The following is an 18,952-nucleotide window of genomic DNA, read 5'->3' as shown; positions in this document are numbered from 1 at the left end:
CGTGCACGGACGTCACCCGAGCAGCCGCCTCCATCCCGGTCGTTAACCACTTCTCTCACACCGATAAAGACACACGGCCGTTATTTAACTACGCGCGCACAACCAGCCTTATGCAATATGCGCGCGCTAACACCGAGCCATTCGCTCATCGACCCGAAAACAGGCCGCGACAAGACCGAAAGCGGTGGATTGGCCGAGCTCCAAGCCGCAAAATAAAACGGTGAAGTTTCGTTGGACACCCCATGAGGGCAGACGCCACGCCGTCCCCGACGAGCCGCCGGGAGGGCAGCTCGTGGCCACCCTGTGCGGAGGCGAGCCGTTCGTCCCGCACCTGGTCAGCCTGTGGCGCGACAAGAACGTGTGGCCGACCTGCCGTGACTGCGACGGCATCTGGCGAGAGAGCGAGGGGATCCTGCCATGGCCGCGGAAATCCTGACGGAGGACCTGCTCCGCATTTCTCTTCAACGCCTCTCGTGTGAGGTGGTGAAGACCTATCCACAGTTCGGCGAGGTGCTCGCGAAGAACATGCTGCGCACGTGCGGCCTGATTCCCGATCTGGAACGCGCGGCGCACTACCGGGAGCTCGGAACGTTGCTCGTCGACCTGGGCCGCCTCTACCTGGCGGAAGCGGACCGCCTGGCGACGGTGGAGGCGCCGTGAGCCACTTATGCCCGTCGCGGGACGTCTGAGGGTCAGCCTTCGGACGTCCCGGAACGCGACCGCGGAACTTCACGCACCGCTCCCGGCCGACATCGCCACCGCTCGCCCGTTCGTGTCGAACTCGTGCGCCACCGCCACCAGTCCCTCCCCGCCCGCGGCCCACGCCGCCGTCCAGGTCAGGCACTCCGCCGCACCGTTGCCCGCCCGCGACACCAGGTCGTCGCCGATCGAGTCGAGCCACTCCCACGACGTGCCGGCGACCCCGGCCAGGAACTCCTCGTCCCACGCGCGCACCAGCGAGCGGATCGTGCCCTCGGAGCGCGCCCGTTCGTTGACCGACCTGATCCACGCCTGGCGCTCGGCCTCGGTGAGCACCTCGCCCGTCTCGGGCTCGCGGAAGCCCGGCAGGTCGTGGGCCAAGCCGCCTGAGCCGACGTAGAGCACGCGCCGGGACGCGAGGAACTCCCCCACCCGGCGGCCCAGTGCGGCCGCGCGGCGGAACGAGGCGTGGGGTGGCGAGGCGCAGTTGACGAAGACCGGCAGCACCGGTTTCGCGTCGATCGCCCCCAGCAGGTCGCGGGCCGTGTGGCCGAAGGCGTGGTCCAGGGAGGCGTCGAAGGCCGTCGCGACGTCGAAGTCGTGGGCGACCAGGTCGGCCACCAGGTCGCGGGCGGTGGCGGACGGCACGTCGTAGGCACCGACGGGGCCGTCGACGTCGCCCTGCGCGGTGGCCGAGAGCACGACGGCGAAGGTCGGGACCACGGCGCGGAACGCGCGGCGGTGGTCCGTGCCGAAGAAGACGACGAGTTCGGGGTCGAAGGCGGTGACGGCCTCGCGTGCCGCGCCGATCGCCGCGCGGACCGGGCCGTGGGGTGCGCTGGGCAGGGTGATGAGGTGCGAGGCGCAGACCGTCAGGCGATTCTTCACCCGGCCAGTCTAGGTTCCGCACGGTGACGAGGTGCGCACTTGCGGTGACCACCACCGCGTCTACCCTCCACAGTGGACTCCTGGAATCCGCTTACCAGGAGTAGTCGATGTCCGAACAAGACAACTCGGGACAAGACATCTCAGTGACGCCAATCAGTCCACTGTGGACATTTGAGTCCGGACAGGCGAGTACGAAGTCCCCGATGGACACGATGTGGCACGGGTCACGCCGTGCGTGTGCGGACACCCCGCCGGGGACCGGGAAGGCGTGATCGGAGTCGGGCCTGGTCAGATCCGCGATCGGCCGGGTGCGGAGCGGCGCGGACGTGCGAGGCGGGCCGCGCGGGGCCGTTTGGGCTGGTCTGGGTGAGTGGGATGTGAGGCGGTGGGGGAAGATGTTCGCCATGACCACCGCCGACAACGGTTTCGCCGACCTGGGGCTGCGGCCCGACATCCTCAACGCGCTCACCACACTGGGCTACGAGGAGCCGACGCCGATCCAGAGCGAAGCGATCCCCCCGCTGCTCGCGGGCAACGACCTGCTCGGGCAGGCCGCCACGGGCACGGGCAAGACGGCGGCGTTCGCCCTGCCGCTCCTCGAACGCATCGCCGACCGCATCGGCAAGGGCGAGAAACCCCTCGCGCTCGTGCTGGCCCCCACCCGCGAGCTGGCGGTGCAGGTCTCCGAGGCCGTGCACCGCTACGGCCGGCACATGGGCACGCGCGTGCTGCCCATCTACGGCGGCCAGCCGATCGGCCGGCAGCTGCGCGAGCTGTCCCGCGGCGTCGACGTGGTGGTCGCGACCCCGGGCCGCGCGATCGACCACCTGCAGCGCGGCACGTTGCAGCTCGGCGACCTGCAGGTCGTCGTGCTCGACGAGGCCGACGAGATGCTCGACATGGGCTTCGCGGAGGACATCGACGCGATCCTCACCGAGACCCCGGCCGAGCGGCAGACCGTGCTGTTCTCGGCCACGATGCCGCCGCGCATCGACCGCATGGCCAAGAGCCACCTGCGCAACCCCGTGCTCATCCAGATCGAGCGCGAGAAGACCGAACCCGGCGAGGCGCCGCGCGTCCGGCAGACCGCGTACCTGGTGCGCCGCGAGCACAAGCCGGCCGCGCTCGGCCGCGTGCTCGACGTCGAGTCGCCGACCGCCGCCGTCGTCTTCTGCCGCACGCGTGACGAGGTCGACCAGCTCACCGAGACGCTGAACGGCCGCGGCTACCGCGCCGAGTCGCTGCACGGCGGCATCAGCCAGGAGCAGCGCGACCGGGTGATGTCGCGCCTGCGCGGCGGCACCGCCGACCTGCTGGTCGCCACCGACGTCGCGGCCCGCGGTCTCGACATCGAGCAGCTCACGCACGTCGTCAACTACAACGTGCCGTCCGCGCCCGAGGCGTACACGCACCGCATCGGCCGGGTCGGCCGCGCGGGCCGCGAGGGCGTCGCGATCACGCTGGTCGAGCCGCGCGAGAACTCGATGCTCAAGACGATCGAGCGCGTCACCAAGACCAAGATCCCGATGGAGAAGGTGCCGACGGTCGCCGACCTGCGCGCCCGGCAGCTGGAGCTGACCCGCTCGTCGCTGCAGGAGTCGCTGATGGAGGACGACCTGTCGCGCTTCCGCGTCGTCGTCGAGACGCTGGCCGACGAGTTCGACGTCATGGACATCGCGCTCGCCGCCGTGAAGCTCGCCCACGAGGCCTCCGGTGCCGCCGCGGACGAGGAGGAGATCCCGGAGGTGCGTCCGCGCGAGGACCGCCCGCGCCGCGACGGTGCCGCCGGTCCCCGCCGCGAGCGCCGCGGTCCGTCCGAGGGCATGACGAGGCTGTTCCTGGGCGCGGGCCGTTCGTCCGGCATCCGCCCGCAGGACATCGTCGGCGCCATCACGGGCGAGACGAACCTCAAGGGCCGCGACATCGGCGCGATCGAGATCGCCGACCGGTTCTCACTGGTCGAGGTGCCCGGTCCCGCCGTGAACGACGTGATCGAGCAGCTGCGCGACGCCACGATCAAGGGCAAGCGCGTCACCATCCGCCGCGAACGTCAGCCGCGTTGACGCCGATGAACTTCCAGTACTTCGCCTGGCTGTCCGAGGACAAGGAGTCCGTGGAGGACGCGCGCGAGATCGCCAGGATCTGGACGCGTCCCGACGGGCACACCGTGCAGGAGCGCTACACCTCCGAGTCGGGCTGGATCGGCACCCAGCTGGTCGACGACGTGCAGGACCTGCGCAAGCAGGGCTGGCTGAAGACGATCACCCAGCGGGACGTCGACCTGTACAAGGTGATCCTGGCCCGGCGGCGGCACGAGGCCTGACCCGTCACGGTCTGCGCGCCTCGACCAGGAACCGGGTCGAGGCGCAGACGAACGCCCCGTGCTCCTGGATGTGCTCGTGCACGTCCAGGAGCCGCTCCCGGTAGCCGTCGACGGTGAACCCGGGCACGGTCCAGAGCACCTTGCGCAGGAAGTGCACGACGGCACCGACGTCGAAGAACTCCACCTTCAGCACCACCGGTTCCAGCCGGAGCACCTCCAACCCGGCCGCCTCGGCCTCCGCCCGCGCCCGAGCCGTGCTCCGCGCGTCGCCGGTCGGCTGCGGCCCCGTCATGAACTCCGTGAGCCCGCGGTTCGTGCCCTCGCCGATCTGCTGCGAGAAGTACGTGCCGCCGGGCTTGAGCACCCGCGCGATCTCGGCCCACGGCGTCACCACGGGATGCCGGCTGATCACCAGGTCGAACGCGGCATCGCGCACCGGCAGCGGCCCCGCGTCCGGAGCCCGCACGATGAGCGCGTCCGGCAGGTTCTTCGCGGCCACCAGCGCGTTCGGCGGCCACGACTCGGTGGCGACGAGCACCGGTGGCCTGACCGGTGCCGTCGCCGTCACCTCTCCCCCACCGGTCTGCAGGTCGAGGGCCGACCCGGCGGCCGCGAGCCGCTCGGCGATCGACGACGCGTAACCCCACGGCGGGCGCTCTTCCGTGGCCCTGCCCTCGAACCAGGAGAAGTCCCAGCCCTCCAGCGGCACCGCGGCCCCCTCGGCCACCAACTCCTCGAAAGTCCCCATGGGCACCGATGGCACCACAACCGGGACCGGCCGGCCACCGGGTTTGGCGGCACCCGCCCGGTCCCGCGAGCCGCCGCGTCCAGAACTCGCCTCGCGCACGTCGGGCAGGTGCCGCCGGAGATCACAACGACCGGTCTGCCACGCGGTTACGCCGAAGTGCGCAAGAACGCGCGGCCGTTCGGCCGACCTCAGGCGCCGCGGTAGGTGCCGAAGCTCCAGCGGTTGCCCTCGGGGTCGGCGACGGTGAAGCCGCGCGACCCGTAGTCCTCGTCGCGCAGGCCCCGGATCTCCGTGGCACCACGGGCCAACGCCTGCGCGTGCAGCTCGTCGGGCCGGTCGGTCACCACGTAGACGGCCCCGGCGCCCGCCCTGGTCGCCTCGACCTCGCCGACCGACCTCAGGACGGAGCCCAGCATCACGCCGCCGCCTTCCGGCCACACCATCTCGCAGTGGACGACCTCGCCCTCGGCCTCGCCGGGAACGACGAGATGTTCCTTGAACCCGAACGCTTCCACCAGGAACCGGATCGCCGCGGGGGCGTCCTGATAGGACAGTGTCGGCCAGCATGTCGGTGCAGGAGTGGTCATGGCACCCACCATGCGCCCGGTCAGCCCTCGCCGCCTTGTAGAAATGGAAGCTCGGCCGCCATCCACTCCGTCGGGGTCGCCCCGCACAACGCGCGCCAGTCGCGGTTGAAGTGCGCCTGGTCGGTGTAGCCGCAGGCGGCGGCCACCTCGGTCAGCGTCGGCCGCCGCTCGCCGCGCAGCATCCGGTTGGCCCGCTCGAACCGCATGACCCTGGCCGCGACCTTCGGCGTGAGGCCGTACTCCGCCGCGAACCGCGCGCTCAGGTGCTGGCGCGACCACCCGACCTCGGCGGCTATCGCGGCCACCGGAGCGCCGGAAGCGAGTCGCTGCCACGCCCACGCCACCTCGACCTGCTGCCGCACCGGCCGCACGAGCCGGCCCAGCACGAGGTCCATGAGCGCGAACCGGTCCGTCCACGTGGTGGCTTCCCGCAACCGTTCCCGCAGCTCGGCGGCCGGTGCGTCGAGGCTGTCCAGCGCGACCGACACCCCGGACAGCTCGCCGGCCGGCACGCCGAAGAACGCCCGCGCCCCCAGCGGGGTGAGGTCGCACTGGACGCCGTGCTGGAACCCGTCGTGGCTGATGATCACGGCCTCGTCGTGCAGCCCGCCGCACAGCGCGGCGAACCGGCCGCCGGCGAGGTCGACGGTGCCGTCGAGGGTCACGACGAGGGTGAGCGAGCGCGACGGGAGGCCGCGGTGGATGCCGGGTTCGGTCCGCATCCGATACCCGGAGTACCGCGTCACGAACGGTCGCAGCCGCGGGTGCGGCAGGCCGACGACGTGCTCGACGTCCACGAGCTCGATGCTAGAACAACTCGCCCAGAACCAGCAGCCCCGCGCCCACCGGCACCAGGTCCGGCCCGTACGACGACAGGCTCACGTCGACGTCCGGCATCGCCCGCAGGTACAGCTCTGGCGACTCGAGCACCTTCCGTCCACTCAGGACGATCTGGTCGAGGTCCAGCAGCTGCACCAGGTTCCGCACCGCCGCGCCCAGCACCCGTGCCGCCTCCACTCCGGACGACGCCGCGTGCACCGCCTCGACGCACCCGCGCCGTCCGCACACGCACAGCGGACCGTCGAGCTGGATCGTCGTGTGGCCGAACTCCCCCGCACCCGACCGCGCACCGCGGTGGACCTCCCCGCCGAGCAGGAACCCCGCGCCCAGGCCGGTGCCGACGAACACCAGCGCGGCGTCCTCCAGCGGCCGGCGCCACGCCTCGGCGAGCACGGCGGCGTTGGTGTCCTTGTCGACCACGACCGGGAGCCCGAGTCGTTCCTCCGCCAGCGCCCGCAACGGCACGGAGTCCCAGCCGGGCAGGCCGTTCGGGGACACCACGCCGCCGGCGAAGTCGAGCGGGCCGGCGATCCCGATGCCGAGCCCGAGCACCTTCTCCTCGGCGCTCACCAACGGCGCCAGCGCGGCCAGCACGTCGTCGGGCGTGAACATGGGCGCGAGCGGCACGACGTCCGACGACACCACCTCGCCGGTGAGGTCCAGCCGGACCACCCGCAGCTCGTCACGGTCGACGTAGGCGCCGTATGCGTGCGCGCCGCCCGCCGCGAGCCGCAACGACATCCGGGGCTTGCCGCGCCCGCCCTCGCGCACCGCGCCGGTCTCCTCGACCAGCCCCGCCTCGACGAGCCTGGCCACGATCTTGGAGACCGCCTGCGGGGTCAGCCCGGCCTCCTCGGCGATGGAAGCCCTGCTCAGAGCACCTGAGCGGACCAGGCCGAGCACCGTCCGGTCGTTGTGCGAGCGCAGCGAGGTGAGGTCCACGCTCGCAATTATTCAACAGCGTTGCTTTAATCGGAAGCATGAGAGTCGGACTTCTGGGCTACGGCATCGCGGGACGGGTCTTCCACGCCCCGCTCATCGCCTCCACCGAGGGCGTGGACCTCGTCGCGGTCGTCACGGCGAACCCGGAGCGGCAGGCGCGGGTCCGCGCGGAGCACCCGGACGCGGCGGTCGTCACCGCGGACGAGCTGTTCGGGATGGACCTCGACCTGGTCGTCGTCGCCACCCCGAACCGCACGCACGCCGAGTACGCGCGCAGGGCCGTCGACCAGGGCGTCGCGGTCGTCGTCGACAAACCGTTCGCACCGGCGTCGACCGAGGCCGCGGAGCTGCTGGCCGCCGCACGGGCGAAGGGCGTGCCGCTCACGGTCTTCCAGAACCGTCGCTGGGACAGCGACTTCCTCACCCTGCGCCAGGTCCTCGGCAAGCTGGGCGAGGTCCGGCGGTTCGAGTCGCGGTTCGAGCGCTGGATCCCGGAGATCTGGGACAACTGGCGCGAGTTCGGCGATCCGCGGGAGGCGGGCGGCCTGCTGTACGACCTCGGCGCGCACCTCGTCGACCAGGCCCTGCAGCTCTTCGGACCGGTCACGACCGTCTACGCCGAGCTGGACCGGCGGCGGCCGGGCGCGCAGGTCGACGACGACGTGTTCGTGGCGCTGACGCACGCGAACGGCGTCCGCTCGCACCTGTGGGCCAACGCCCACGCGGCCCACCACGGGCCGCGGTTCCGGGTGCTCGGCAGCGAGGGCGCGTTCGAGATCGACGGGCTGGACGAGCAGGAGGACGCGCTCGCCGCGGGCCGCCGTCCCACCGACCCCGGCTGGGGCCACGAGGAGCGCACCGGCCGGCTCGGCGTCCTCGGCCAGGTGACCGAGATCGCCGTCGAACCCGGTTCGTACCAGACCTTCTACGCCGAGCTCCGGGACGGGCGCGTCCCGGTCGACCCGGCCGGCGCCGTCGACGCGCTGCGCGTCATCGAGGCCGCGTTCACGTCCGCACGGGAGAACAGGGTGGTGGAGCTGTGAGCCCGACCAGCGAGGAGCTGCTCGCCCAGGAGCGGCGGCTGCAGTTCACGCGCTTCGGCAACGACGTCGCGATCGACCTCGGCCTGCACCTGCTCGACGCCGCGCGCGACCAGGGCCTGCCCATCGCGATCTCGGTGCGACGCGGCGGCCACCGGCTCTTCCACGCGTCGCTGCCCGGCACCTCGCCGGACAACGACAGCTGGCTCGAGCGCAAGGCCCGCGTCGTCGAGCGGTTCGGCCACAGCTCGTTCTACGTCGGCACCACGTTCCGAGAGAAGGGCGGCGCGTTCGAGGACGAGGTGCACCTGGACCCGGCGCTCTACGCGGCGCACGGCGGGGTCTTCCCGGTGATCGTCCGCGGCACCGGGCCCGTCGGCACGGTCGGCGTCTCGGGGCTGCCCCAGGCCGACGACCACGAGTTCGTCGTGACCCAGCTCAAGTCTTTTCTGAACGCCCGCGACGCGTAATAGCACGAATAGGTGTCGGCACAAAATCCGTGACCTCGGACCAGGTCGGCACCGCGGGCAATGCGGCAGTTTCGACAGACACCACTTCGAGTGGATCCGAACCCACTCGGAGTGGTGTCTTATAGCACCGAAAGCGACCCTGAATTCCGCACCAAAGAGTGATCCTACTGAGCCAAACGAGTACCCCATTCCAGTATCTCGCGAATAGTCGGCGATCACTCGCCCGGTCACGCGGAGACCGTTGACTACGGCACAAGTTGCACGCTCAGTAGCAACTTCAGGCGTAAGCCACCCACCCGAATGTCGCCTTCTTGGCCCCTTCACAGTCTCCAATTGCGAGAACTAACGTCCATTCCGGCTTATCGGATTGGTCCATTAGCGCAGTGAGATGGGTGGGTGTGGGTTGTGACCGTGACGGATTCTGACCTCAACGAGGGCCGTCAGCAGCTGAGTTTGGGTACGGCCGCCGCTCGTAATCTGGCCACGACCACCAAGTCCGTCCCGCAGATGCAGGGAATCACCTCCCGCTGGCTGCTCAAGGTGCTGCCCTGGGTCCAGGCGGCGGGTGGCGCCTACCGCGTCAACCGGCGGCTCACCTACACGCTGGGCGACGGCCGCGTCTCGTTCACCAACATCGGCGCCGAGGTCCGCGTCGTCCCGATGGAGCTCACCGAGCTCGCGCTGCTGAAGGGCTTCGACGACGAGGAGGTCCTCGCCGCGCTGGCCGGCCGCTTCGCGCAGCAGGAGTTCGGCATCGGCGAGGTCATCGTCGAGAAGGGCCGCCCGAAGGACCGGGTCGTGCTGATCGCGCACGGCAAGGTCGACAAGGTCGGCACCGGCGAGTACGGCGGCCAGACCGTGCTCGGCAACCTCGCCGACGGCCAGTACTTCGGCGAGACCGTGCTGGCGGGGCCGCAGGGCGAGTGGGAGTTCACCGCCAAGGCCGTCACCCCGGTCACCGTGCTCACCCTGACCTGGGACGACTTCCAGGCGCTCAACGGCGAGGCAGGCGGCCTGCGCGCGCACATCCAGCAGACGTTCAACAGCCGCAACAAGCCGCAGGACGAGCACGGCGAGGCCGAGATCGACATGGCGTCCGGCCACGACGGCGAGCCCGTCCTGCCCGGCACGTTCGTCGACTACGAGCTCACGCCGCGCGAGTACGAGCTGAGCGTCGCGCAGACCGTGCTGCAGGTCCACAGCCGGGTCGCCGACCTCTACAACAACCCGATGGACCAGGTCGAGCAGCAGCTGCGGCTCACGATCGAGGCCCTGCGCGAGCGCCAGGAGCACGAGATCGTCAACAACCGCTCGTTCGGCCTGCTGCACAACGCGGACCTCAAGCAGCGCATCCACACCCGGTCCGGCCCGCCCACCCCGGACGACTTCGACGAGCTGCTGTCGATCGTGTGGAAGGACCCCGGCTACTTCGTCGCCCACCCGCGCACGATCGCCGCGTTCGGCCGCGAGCTCAACAGGCGGGGCCTGTACCCGCAGCACATCGACTTCAACGGCCAGCAGGTGCCGGCGTGGCGCGGCATCCCCGTGCTGCCGTGCAACAAGATCCCGATCTCGGACACCCGCACGTCGTCGGTCATGCTGATCCGCACCGGCGAGCAGAACCAGGGCGTCATCGGCCTGCACCAGACCGGCATCCCTGACGAGTACCAGCCCGGCCTGTCGGTGCGGTTCATGGGCATCAACGACCAGGCGATCATCAACTACCTGGTCAGCGCCTACTACTCGGCCGCGATCATGGTGCCCGACGCGATCGGTGTGCTGGAGCACGTCGAGCTCGGCCGCGAGGGCTAAGAGCGTTGGCCTCCTTCAGCATGCCGGAGTTCTACGTGCCGCACCCGGCGCGCAGGAACCCGCACCTCGACCGCGCCCGCGCCCACTCGACGCAGTGGGCGCGGGACATGGGGATGCTCGACACCGGGGTGTGGACCGACGAGGTCCTCGCGGGCGACGACTACGGGTTCATGTGCGCGTGGACCCACCCGGACGCGCCCCCGGAGATCCTCGACCTCATCACGGACTGGTACGTCTGGGTCTTCTACTTCGACGACGAGTTCTTCGCGGAGTTCAAGCAGACCAAGGACATCAGCGGGGCGAAGGCCTACCTCGACCGGCTGCCGGCGTTCATGCCGCTCAACGGCACCGACCCGTGGCCGGAGCCCGTCAACCCGACCGAACGCGGCCTCGTCGACCTGTGGCAGCGGACGATCCCGCTGATGTCGCAGGACTGGCGGCGCCGGTTCACCACGAGCACCCACAACCTGCTGCTCGAGTGCATGTGGGAGATCAAGAACATCGAGAGCGGCACGGTCGCCAACCCGATCGAGTACATCGAGATGCGCCGCAAGGTCGGTGGCGCGCCGTGGTCGGCGAACCTGGTGGAGGTCTCCGAGGCGGCCGAGGTGCCCGCGTCCGTGGCGGGCACGCGTCCGTTGCGGGTCCTCTCCGACACGTTCTCGGACGCGATCCACCTGCGCAACGACATCTTCTCGTACGAACGGGAGGTGTTGCGGGAGGGCGAGAACTCCAACGGGGTCCTCGTGTTCGAGAAGTTCTTCGGCCACGACACGCAGACCGCGGTCGAGGCCGTGAACTCGTTGCTGACCTCGCGCCTGCACCAGTTCGAGAACACGGTGTTCACCGAGCTGCCGCAGCTGTTCGCCGAGAGCTCCCTGAGCCCGGAGGAACAGGCGCGCGTGCTCCGGTACGTGAAGGGCCTGCAGGACTGGCAGTCCGGCGGGCACGAATGGCACCTGCACGCCGGCCGCTACACCAAGGCGGAGGGCGGCGGCGCGGGCAACAGCGCGTTCTTCCGCACGATCCTGCGCGGGCCGACCGGTCTGGGCACGTCCGCGGCGTGGCTGGGGGTGGCCCGTGATTGAGGTTCCCGCGTTCGACATGCCCTTCGCCGCACGGCTCTCGCCGCACGTGGACCGCGTCCGTCAGCACACCAAGACCTGGGTGCGCGACATGGGGATGCTGGGCGGCGCGCCGTGGACCGAGGCGTTCTTCGACGCCGCGGACTACGGCGGTTTCGGCCCGCTGACCCACCCGACGGCGTCGTTCGACGACCTGACGCACATCAACGACTGGCACACGTGGGGCTTCTACGTGACCGACGCGTTCCGGGACGGGTTCCTGCGGCCGCGCAACGTCGTGGGCGGCAAGGCGTTCGTCGCCGGCCTGAAGTCGGTGCTGTCCGGGTCCTCGCCGATGAGCCCGGCGGAGAAAGGCCTCGCCGACCTCGTCTCGCGGTCCACTCTGGACGCCGAGGACCACGAGCACCTCACCGAGTTCCTGGACGCGTTGCTGTGGGAGCTGCACAACACCGCGCAGGGCCGCGTGCCCGACCCGATCGACCTCGTCGAGATGCGGCGCCGGTCGATCGCCACGGACCTCTCCGCGAAGCTCGCGCGCAAGTCCGTCGGAGCCGAGCTGCCGGAAGACCTGTTGCGCAACAGCACGATGCGGGCACTCGTCGACTCGTTCGGCGACGTACCGGCGTTGCGCCAGGAGATCGTCGGTTTCGACCACAGCTACGCCACGGGCGGCAGCACGACGAGTGCCGTGCTCGCGGTGCAGGAGTTCTTCGGCTGCGGTCTGCAGGAGGCGGTCTCGGTCGTCGCCGACCTGATCGCGGCCCGGCTGCGGCAGATCGGCGTGATCATCGAGGAACTGCCGTCGGTCGCCGCGGAGTACGGGCTCGACGCGGAGGCGAAGGCCGCGGTGCGCCGGTACGTCGAGGCGCTCAAGTCGTGGCTGGCCGGTGAGCTGCTGTGGACGCAGCGGTCCGGCAGGTTCAGCCACTCCCCGGTCCCCACCCGGAAGTCGTTCCACTCCCCCAGCGGACTCGGCACCGCCGCGGTTCTCGTCCGCTAGTACCAACACAGATTGGCAGGACTCGCAGTGACTGTTACCGATCCGGGCCTCGGGATCGAGGACCAGCAGCTCAGCCTCTCGCGGGCCGCGGCGCGCAACCTCGCCACGACCACCAAGTCCGCACCGCAGATGCAGGGCATCTCGCCCCGCTGGCTGCTGCGCATGCTGCCGTGGGTCGAGGCCAAGGGCGGCGCGTTCCGGGTGAACCGGCGGCTCAGCTACGCGATCGGCGACGGCCGCGTCACGTTCACCAGCGTCGGCTCCGAGGTGCGGATCGTGCCGCAGGAGCTGGGCGAGTTCGTGCTGCTGCGCGGGTTCGAGGACGAGGCGGCGCTCACGGCCGTGGCGAACCGCTTCGAGCAGCGCGAGTACCAGCCGGGCGACGTGATCGCGCAGCGCGGCGCCTCCGTCGACGAGATCGTCGTCATCGCGCACGGCAAGGTCACCAAGACCGGCCGCGGCGAGTACGGCGACGACGTGGCGCTCGGCACGATCGCGGACGGCGAGTACATCGGCGACGAGCCGGTCCTCGCCGGTGCCGACAAGGAGTGGAGCTTCACGGCGCGCGCGTTGACGCCGACCACCGCCGTGGTGCTGACGCGGGCGGCGTTCGCCCAGCTGGAAAGCCAGATCGGGCCGCTGCACGAGCACATCGCCCAGCAGCTCGCGAACCCGTCGAAGACGTCGAACAAGCATGGCGAGGCCGAGATCGACATCGCGTCGGGCCACGACGGCGAGCCGGTGCTGCCCGGCACGTTCGTCGACTACGAGCTGCGGCCGCGCGAGTACGAGCTCTCGGTGGCGCAGACGATCCTGCGCGTGCACACCCGCGTCGCCGACCTCTACAGCCAGCCGATGGACCAGGTCGAGCACCAGCTGCGGCTCACGATCGAGGCCCTGCGCGAGCGCCAGGAGTTCGAGCTGGTCAACAACAAGGAGTTCGGCCTCATCGCGAACGCCGACCTCAGGCAGCGGATCAGCACGCACTCCGGCCCGGTCACGCCGGACGACATGGACGAGCTGATCTCGCGGCGCCGCAACACCAAGCTCATCCTCGCCCACCCCAGGGCGATCGCGGCGTTCGGCCGCCAGCTGAACTCGCGCGGCCTCTACTCGCCGACCGCCGACGTCGAGGGCCAGCAGCTGCAGACGTGGCGCGGCATCCCGATCGCGCCGTGCGACAAGATCCCGGTGAACAAGAACGGCACCACGTCGATCCTCGCGATGCGCCTCGGCGAGGAGAAGCAGGGCGTCGTCGGCCTGCGCCAGACCGGCATCCCGGACGAGTACGAGCCCGGCCTGAACGTGCGGTTCATGGGCGTCGACGAGCACGCGATGCTCAAGTACCTGGTGTCGACGTACTACTCGGCCGCGATCCTCGTGCCGGACGCGCTGGGCGTGCTGGAGAACGTCGAGGTCGGTCTGTAGTCATGACAGCGCAGACCTTCGGGGAGAGGACCGAACCACTCGCCGCCGGGCGTCCGGCGGGCGACGTGCTGGCGTGGAGCCGGAGCCTCGTGCTGCCGGCTCTGCGCAGGGCAGTCGACCAGCTGCCGCCGTCGTTGCGCGCGGTCGCGGAGTACCACCACGGGTGGCGCGACGAGTACGGCAACCCGGTGCTGGAGAACGGCGGCAAGGCGATCCGCCCCGCGTTGGTGCTGCTGGCGGCCGAAGCCGTCGGCGGCACCCCGGCCGACGCCGTACCGGCCGCCGTCGCCGTGGAGCTGATCCACAACTTCTCGTTGCTGCACGACGACGTGATGGACCGCGACACGACCCGGCGCCACCGCGCCACGGCGTGGACGGTGTTCGGTGTCAGCGCGGCGATCCTGGCCGGTGACGCGTTGCAGGCGCTGGCCGTGGACGTCCTCGCCGCGTCGAGGCACCCGCGTGCGCTGGAGGCCATCCGGACGTTGGGTGATGCCACGGTGGCGTTGCTCGAAGGGCAGGCGTACGACCTCGACTTCGAGTCGCGGTCCGACGTCGTGGTGTCCGAGGTCGAGCAGATGGCGCGCGGCAAGACGGGCGCGCTCCTCGGCGCGTCGACGGCCCTGGGCGCGTTGTACGGCAACGGATCGGACCTCCAGATCGAGGCGATGCGCGGGTACGGCGCGGAGCTGGGGCTGGCGTTCCAGCACGTGGACGACCTGCTCGGCATCTGGGGCGACCCGGCGGTGACCGGCAAGGCCGTCCACTCGGACCTGGTGAACCGCAAGAAGTCACTGCCGGTCGTGCGCGCGCTGAACGCCGGTGTGGCCGCCTCCGCCGAGCTGGCGTCGTTGTACTGCGGCACGGAGGAGTTGAGCCAGGAAACGCTTGCGCGGGCGGCGTTCCTGGTCGACGCGGCCGGTGGCCGGGCGTGGAGCCAGGCGCAGGCCGACGAGCTGCACACGCAGGCGCTGGTCCACCTCGGCGAGGCCTCACCGACCGCGCGCGCGGCGGTCGAGCTCGGCACGCTCGCCCAGCTGGTGACCCACCGAGACCACTGAAAGGCCAGCCGATGACGGAACACCCGCCGCGTTCGGTGCTGCTCGCCTCACCCCGGTCGTTCTGCGCCGGGGTGGAGCGGGCGATCGAGATCGTGGAACGACTGCTCGACCAGCGCGGCGGCCCCGTCTACGTGCGCAAGCAGATCGTGCACAACGTCCACGTCGTGCGGTCGCTGGAGGCCCGTGGCGCCGTGTTCGTGGAGGAGCTGTCCGAGGTGCCTTTGGGTGCCACTGCGGTGTTCTCCGCGCACGGCGTCTCTCCGGCCGTGCGCGCGGAGGCTCGTGAGCGGTCGTTGGACGTGCTGGACGCGACCTGTCCTCTCGTGGCGAAGGTGCACTCGGAGGCGCGGCGGTTCGCCGACCGCGGCGACACGATCGTGCTGGTCGGGCACGCCGGGCACGAGGAAGTCGAGGGGACGCTGGGCGAAGCGCCGGACCGGATGGTGCTCGTCGAGACCGTCGACGACGTCCTCGCGCTGGACATCACCGGACCGGTGTCGTACCTGACGCAGACGACGCTGGCCGTGGACGAGACGGCCGAGGTGGTCGCGGCGCTGCGCCGGAAGTTCCCGCAGCTGCGCGGGCCGGGGTCGGACGACATCTGCTACGCGACCACGAACCGGCAGATCGCGATCCGGGAGGTGGCCGAGCAGTCGGACCTCGTGCTGGTCGTGGGGTCCCGCAACTCCTCCAACTCGGTGCGGATGGTCGAGCTCGCGGCTCGCGGCGGCACCCCCGCGCACCTGATCGACGACGCGTCCGAGATCGACCCGGCGTGGCTCGACGGCGTGTCGTCGGTCGGTCTGTCGGCCGGCGCCTCCGCCCCACCGGAGCTGGTGGAGGAGGTGGTCAGGGCGTTGGAGGCGTTCGGGTCGGTCTCGGTGTCGACGCACACGACCGCGACCGAGACGATCGCGTTCACGCTGCCGCTGGCGGTGCGCCGTGCTGGCTGACATCACCTCGCCCGCGGACGTGCGGGCGCTGTCGTCGTCCGAGCTGTGCACGCTGGCCGCGGAGATCCGGGCGTTCCTGGTCACCAAGGTGTGCCGGACCGGTGGCCACCTCGGCCCGAACCTCGGTGCCGTCGAGCTGACCATCGCGCTGCACCGGGTGTTCTCCTCGCCCACGGACGTGGTGCTGTTCGACACCGGGCACCAGTCGTACGTGCACAAGATGCTGACCGGCCGGTGCTCCGACTTCGACTCACTGCGCCAGGCCGGCGGCCTGTCCGGCTACCCGTCCGCGGCCGAGTCGGCGCACGACGTCATCGAGAACTCGCACGCCTCGACCGCACTGTCCTATGCGGACGGTCTGGCCAAGGCGTTCGAGCTCGGCGGCGCCGACCGGCGGGTGGTGGCGGTCGTCGGCGACGGCGCGCTGACCGGTGGGATGTGCTGGGAGGCGCTGAACAACATCGGCGGTGCGGCGCGGCCGGTCGTGGTGCTGCTGAACGACAACGGCCGCTCCTACGACGCCACGGCGGGCGGGTTCGCGGCGTCGTTGCTCGACGGCTCGGCCCGCGGCCTGTTCGAGGCGCTGGGGCTCGCCTACCTCGGTGAGATCGACGGCCACGACGTGCACGCCGTCGAGAACGCGCTGTGGGAGGCCAAGGCCCTCGGCCGGCCGGTCGTCGTGCACTGCAAGACCGTGAAGGGCAAGGGACATCCCGCCGCGGAGACCGACGAGGCCGACCGCATGCACGCCGTCGGCGCCTCCGGCTCGTCCGGCGGGCGGACCTGGACCGACGTGTTCTCCGACGAGATCGTCCAGCTCGGTGCCGAACGCCAGGACGTCGTCTGCCTGACCGCGGCGATGCTGGGTCCGGTGGGGCTGCGGCCGTTCGCGCAACGCTTCCCGTCGCGGATCTTCGACGTCGGCATCGCCGAGCAGCACGCCGTGACGTCCGCCGCCGGCATGGCGATGGGCGGTCTGCACCCGGTCATCGCCGTGTACGCGACGTTCCTGTCCCGCGCCTTCGACCAGCTGCTGATGGACGTGGCGCTGCACCGGTTGCCGGTCACGTTCGTGCTGGACCGCGCCGGCGTGACGGGCCCGGACGGCGCGTCGCACCACGGCATGTGGGACGCCTCGGTGCTGCCCGTCGTGCCGGGCCTGCGCCTCGCCGCACCGCGCGACCCCGCGTCGTTGGGCGCTTTGCTGCGTGAGGCCGTCGAGGTGTCCGACGGACCGACGGTCGTGCGTTACCCGAAGGCCACTATCGGTCCCGACATCCCCGCATTGCGCCGTGTGAGCCACTTCGACGTACTGCACGAGGTCCCGGACGCCGAGGTCCTGCTCGTCGCCGTCGGCCCGCTGGCAGCGCCCTGTCTCGCCGCCGCCGCGGAACTCGCCTCGCACGACGTGCGCGTCACCGTGGTCGACCCGCGCTGGACCGCTCCGCTGGACCCGCACCTCGTCAAGTACAGCGGCCAGCACCGCCTGGTCCTCGCCGTGGAGGACACGACGTCCACCGGAGCGCTGGGCTCGCGCCTGGGTCAAGCCCTGGCGGGTTCTCCGACGTGCGTGGCGACGTTCGCCCTGCCACCACGCTTCCTGCCGCACGACTCACGCGCCCGCATCATGCGCGCCCACGGCCTGGACGCCGCCGGCATCACGACGAGCGTGCTGAAGCGCCTCGGCGTGAAGTGACGAGCCACCCGATGGCGAACGCCACCGCGACAGCCCCCGCCCCCACCACCGGCGCTTTCACCTCCGCGGGCAGGTCAAGCGGCCGCAGCGCCGTGGCGAGGCTCAGCAGGATCGGCCCCTGCACGACGAACGCGACGTAGGCAGACCGCGCCAGCCCTTCGGCGAGGGGCCCTTGGCCGGTCAGCCTGCGCTGCGCCAGCCCTATAAGCCACAAACTCCCCGCCACCACGAGCGTCCCCTCCACCAGCGCGAGCACCGCCGCCTGCCACCGGAACCCGCCGAGGAACGGCTCCGCGCTCTCGGCCAGGTCCAGCACTCCCATGAGCGCCGCGGCCACCGGCAGCAACGCGATCGTGCCGATGACGACACCCCGTGTGAGCCGGTAGATCTCGTCCGGCACCCGTTCCGCGAGCTTGCGCCCGCCGATGGCGCCCAGCAGGAACATCCCGAGACACTGCGGCCACCACCACAGGTGCAGGTCGCCGACCTGCCCGCTGCGCGCCGGGAACACCAGGCGCGTCAGGAACGTCGTACCCGCCACCACCACGGTCATCCCCACGACGTGCGTGGCCGTGATGGCACGCTCCTTGAGCGGCGGCGCGAGCGCGACCCCGATGCTGAAGATCAGCAACACCCCGACGAACCACAACGACCCGCTGTCCAGGAACGGCTTGCGGTCCGTGAACGCCTGCCACCACGAGACCTGGCGCCCCGCCCCGTTGTAGGCGATCCACACGAACGTCGGCCACACCACCAACGCCGTCACCACCCACGGCACCCCCAGCCGCGCCAACCGCTCGACGACGAACCGCCGCCGCCCCTTCCGCGCGACCGAGCCGGGCGTGAAGATGCCGGCCATGAAGATGCCGGCCATGAAGTAGAAGGTGCCCATGAAGAACAACCCGGACGGCCCCACCACCGCCGCCAGCACCGTCTCCACGCCGGGGTGGAACGTGACCTCGTTGACCTCGTCGTAGGGCCAGCCACCGATGGCGGCGTACCCGAGCAGCGCGTGGCCGCCGATGACCCACGCCACCAGGATCACCTTCAGGTTGTCCACTGCGGACAATCTCATGCGTTTCATGGTCCGCTTCGAGGGGCGCGGACGCCAGCGTCCAAGGGGGCGGACCGCGCCGAGGCAGGGCAGGGTGCGGTGCGGCGGACCGCAGGTGAGCGCTTCACGGCGGGCGGCGGCGGAACAGGGCAACAGCAGCGGCGGAGCGGCAGCGGCGGAGCGGCAGCGGCGGCCGGCGCAACAACGAGTCAGGGCGCCGGCGAGTCCGCGGCCGCCGCCTCCCTGCAGCGCACGGTCCCAGCTTGCCTCGCGCCTCCCTTGTCGTGCGCCCCTTCGCCGCACGTCGTTCTCACCGCGCGCTCAGC

19 protein-coding genes are annotated in these 18,952 nt (G+C 70.9%); 13 read left to right on the top strand and 6 right to left on the bottom strand.

Features of this window, described 5'->3' with window-relative positions; translation table 11 throughout:
* Positions 1-220: 220 nt before the first annotated feature.
* Both ACFWV3_RS36810 and ACFWV3_RS36805 read left to right on the top strand, forming a co-directional pair.
* Positions 221-436 (top strand): zinc finger protein, encoded by a 216-nt coding sequence (locus tag ACFWV3_RS36810; RefSeq protein ID WP_382418474.1) that lies wholly within the window; start codon positions 221-223, stop codon positions 434-436.
* Entirely contained in the window at positions 418-660 is a 243-nt protein-coding gene (locus ACFWV3_RS36805; RefSeq protein ID WP_382418473.1) for a hypothetical protein, read from the top strand. The genes ACFWV3_RS36810 and ACFWV3_RS36805 overlap by 19 nt, the downstream gene beginning before the upstream one ends.
* A 69-nt stretch (positions 661-729) precedes the next feature.
* Here ACFWV3_RS36805 and mhpB read toward each other — a convergent pair whose 3' ends face one another.
* Positions 730-1,587 (bottom strand): 3-carboxyethylcatechol 2,3-dioxygenase, encoded by an 858-nt coding sequence (mhpB, locus tag ACFWV3_RS36800; RefSeq protein ID WP_382418471.1) that lies wholly within the window; start codon positions 1,585-1,587, stop codon positions 730-732.
* A 404-nt stretch (positions 1,588-1,991) separates the two neighbouring features.
* On the opposite strand from mhpB, the gene ACFWV3_RS36795 reads away from it, so the two are divergent.
* Both ACFWV3_RS36795 and ACFWV3_RS36790 read left to right on the top strand, forming a co-directional pair.
* Positions 1,992-3,650, top strand: a complete 1,659-nt coding sequence (locus ACFWV3_RS36795; RefSeq protein ID WP_382418469.1) for a DEAD/DEAH box helicase — start codon at positions 1,992-1,994, stop codon at positions 3,648-3,650.
* Between the two features lie 5 nt (positions 3,651-3,655).
* Positions 3,656-3,910: a hypothetical protein gene (locus tag ACFWV3_RS36790; RefSeq protein ID WP_382418467.1), complete on the top strand. Its 255-nt coding sequence runs from the start codon at positions 3,656-3,658 to the stop codon at positions 3,908-3,910.
* Positions 3,911-3,914: 4 nt separating this feature from the next.
* Here the strand turns inward: ACFWV3_RS36790 and ACFWV3_RS36785 are convergent, their stop codons facing one another.
* The 4 genes from ACFWV3_RS36785 to ACFWV3_RS36770 form a co-directional block, all read right to left on the bottom strand.
* Positions 3,915-4,658 carry a methyltransferase domain-containing protein gene (locus ACFWV3_RS36785; RefSeq protein ID WP_382418464.1) on the bottom strand — a complete coding sequence of 248 codons (744 nt, stop codon included), beginning with the start codon at positions 4,656-4,658 and terminating at the stop codon, positions 3,915-3,917.
* 188 nt (positions 4,659-4,846) lie between these two features.
* Positions 4,847-5,245: a VOC family protein gene (locus tag ACFWV3_RS36780; protein ID WP_382418462.1), complete on the bottom strand. Its 399-nt coding sequence runs from the start codon at positions 5,243-5,245 to the stop codon at positions 4,847-4,849.
* A gap of 20 nt (positions 5,246-5,265) precedes the next feature.
* Complete coding sequence (locus ACFWV3_RS36775) at positions 5,266-6,042, bottom strand: helix-turn-helix domain-containing protein (protein WP_382418460.1); 777 nt, start codon at positions 6,040-6,042, stop codon at positions 5,266-5,268.
* Between the two features lie 10 nt (positions 6,043-6,052).
* Entirely contained in the window at positions 6,053-7,027 is a 975-nt protein-coding gene (locus ACFWV3_RS36770) for an ROK family transcriptional regulator (protein WP_382418458.1), read from the bottom strand.
* A 38-nt stretch (positions 7,028-7,065) separates the two neighbouring features.
* Here ACFWV3_RS36770 and ACFWV3_RS36765 point away from each other — a divergent pair, with 38 nt between their 5' ends.
* The 9 genes from ACFWV3_RS36765 (at position 7,066) to ACFWV3_RS36725 (ending at position 17,572) form a co-directional block, all read left to right on the top strand.
* Complete coding sequence (locus tag ACFWV3_RS36765; RefSeq protein ID WP_382418456.1) at positions 7,066-8,070, top strand: Gfo/Idh/MocA family oxidoreductase; 1,005 nt, start codon at positions 7,066-7,068, stop codon at positions 8,068-8,070.
* Positions 8,067-8,537 carry a heme-degrading domain-containing protein gene (locus tag ACFWV3_RS36760; RefSeq protein ID WP_382418454.1) on the top strand — a complete coding sequence of 157 codons (471 nt, stop codon included), beginning with the start codon at positions 8,067-8,069 and terminating at the stop codon, positions 8,535-8,537. The genes ACFWV3_RS36765 and ACFWV3_RS36760 overlap by 4 nt, the downstream gene beginning before the upstream one ends.
* Positions 8,538-8,942: 405 nt before the next feature.
* The gene (locus ACFWV3_RS36755) at positions 8,943-10,349 is read left to right on the top strand and encodes a family 2B encapsulin nanocompartment shell protein (RefSeq protein WP_382418452.1); all 1,407 of its coding nucleotides are present in this window, start codon (positions 8,943-8,945) and stop codon (positions 10,347-10,349) included.
* A gap of 20 nt (positions 10,350-10,369) precedes the next feature.
* Positions 10,370-11,437, top strand: a complete 1,068-nt coding sequence (locus ACFWV3_RS36750; RefSeq protein ID WP_382418450.1) for a hypothetical protein — start codon at positions 10,370-10,372, stop codon at positions 11,435-11,437.
* Positions 11,430-12,434, top strand: coding sequence for a hypothetical protein (locus ACFWV3_RS36745; protein WP_382418448.1), 1,005 nt, complete (start codon positions 11,430-11,432; stop codon positions 12,432-12,434). Before ACFWV3_RS36750 ends, ACFWV3_RS36745 begins: the two co-directional genes overlap by 8 nt.
* Before the next feature lie 27 nt (positions 12,435-12,461).
* Complete coding sequence (locus ACFWV3_RS36740) at positions 12,462-13,862, top strand: family 2B encapsulin nanocompartment shell protein (RefSeq protein WP_382418446.1); 1,401 nt, start codon at positions 12,462-12,464, stop codon at positions 13,860-13,862.
* A 2-nt stretch (positions 13,863-13,864) separates the two neighbouring features.
* Complete coding sequence (locus tag ACFWV3_RS36735) at positions 13,865-14,923, top strand: family 2 encapsulin nanocompartment cargo protein polyprenyl transferase (protein WP_382418445.1); 1,059 nt, start codon at positions 13,865-13,867, stop codon at positions 14,921-14,923.
* A gap of 11 nt (positions 14,924-14,934) precedes the next feature.
* Positions 14,935-15,876, top strand: a complete 942-nt coding sequence (locus ACFWV3_RS36730) for a 4-hydroxy-3-methylbut-2-enyl diphosphate reductase (RefSeq protein WP_382418443.1) — start codon at positions 14,935-14,937, stop codon at positions 15,874-15,876.
* Positions 15,866-17,572, top strand: coding sequence for a 1-deoxy-D-xylulose-5-phosphate synthase (locus tag ACFWV3_RS36725; RefSeq protein WP_382418441.1), 1,707 nt, complete (start codon positions 15,866-15,868; stop codon positions 17,570-17,572). Before ACFWV3_RS36730 ends, ACFWV3_RS36725 begins: the two co-directional genes overlap by 11 nt.
* On the opposite strand, the gene ACFWV3_RS36720 is transcribed toward ACFWV3_RS36725, so the two are convergent.
* Complete coding sequence (locus ACFWV3_RS36720) at positions 17,535-18,647, bottom strand: acyltransferase (protein WP_382418439.1); 1,113 nt, start codon at positions 18,645-18,647, stop codon at positions 17,535-17,537. The genes ACFWV3_RS36725 and ACFWV3_RS36720 overlap by 38 nt on opposite strands.
* Positions 18,648-18,952: the final 305 nt, after the last annotated feature.

The organism is Lentzea sp. NPDC059081, assembly GCF_042738015.1.
In the GTDB taxonomy this organism is placed as follows: Bacteria; Actinomycetota; Actinomycetes; order Mycobacteriales; family Pseudonocardiaceae; genus Lentzea.
This window is presented reverse-complemented; position numbering and strand designations above follow the sequence as displayed.

Coding starts and splice junctions, on each gene's coding strand:
- ACFWV3_RS36780 (WP_382418462.1), bottom strand. CDS start 5,245: ATGACCACTCCTGCACCGACATGCTGGCCGACACTGTCCTATCAGGAC.
- ACFWV3_RS36735 (WP_382418445.1), top strand. CDS start 13,865: ATGACAGCGCAGACCTTCGGGGAGAGGACCGAACCACTCGCCGCCGGG.
- ACFWV3_RS36750 (WP_382418450.1), top strand. CDS start 10,370: ATGCCGGAGTTCTACGTGCCGCACCCGGCGCGCAGGAACCCGCACCTC.
- ACFWV3_RS36765 (WP_382418456.1), top strand. CDS start 7,066: ATGAGAGTCGGACTTCTGGGCTACGGCATCGCGGGACGGGTCTTCCAC.
- ACFWV3_RS36720 (WP_382418439.1), bottom strand. CDS start 18,647: ATGAGATTGTCCGCAGTGGACAACCTGAAGGTGATCCTGGTGGCGTGG.
- ACFWV3_RS36805 (WP_382418473.1), top strand. CDS start 418: ATGGCCGCGGAAATCCTGACGGAGGACCTGCTCCGCATTTCTCTTCAA.
- ACFWV3_RS36730 (WP_382418443.1), top strand. CDS start 14,935: ATGACGGAACACCCGCCGCGTTCGGTGCTGCTCGCCTCACCCCGGTCG.
- ACFWV3_RS36795 (WP_382418469.1), top strand. CDS start 1,992: ATGACCACCGCCGACAACGGTTTCGCCGACCTGGGGCTGCGGCCCGAC.
- ACFWV3_RS36785 (WP_382418464.1), bottom strand. CDS start 4,658: ATGGGGACTTTCGAGGAGTTGGTGGCCGAGGGGGCCGCGGTGCCGCTG.
- ACFWV3_RS36790 (WP_382418467.1), top strand. CDS start 3,656: ATGAACTTCCAGTACTTCGCCTGGCTGTCCGAGGACAAGGAGTCCGTG.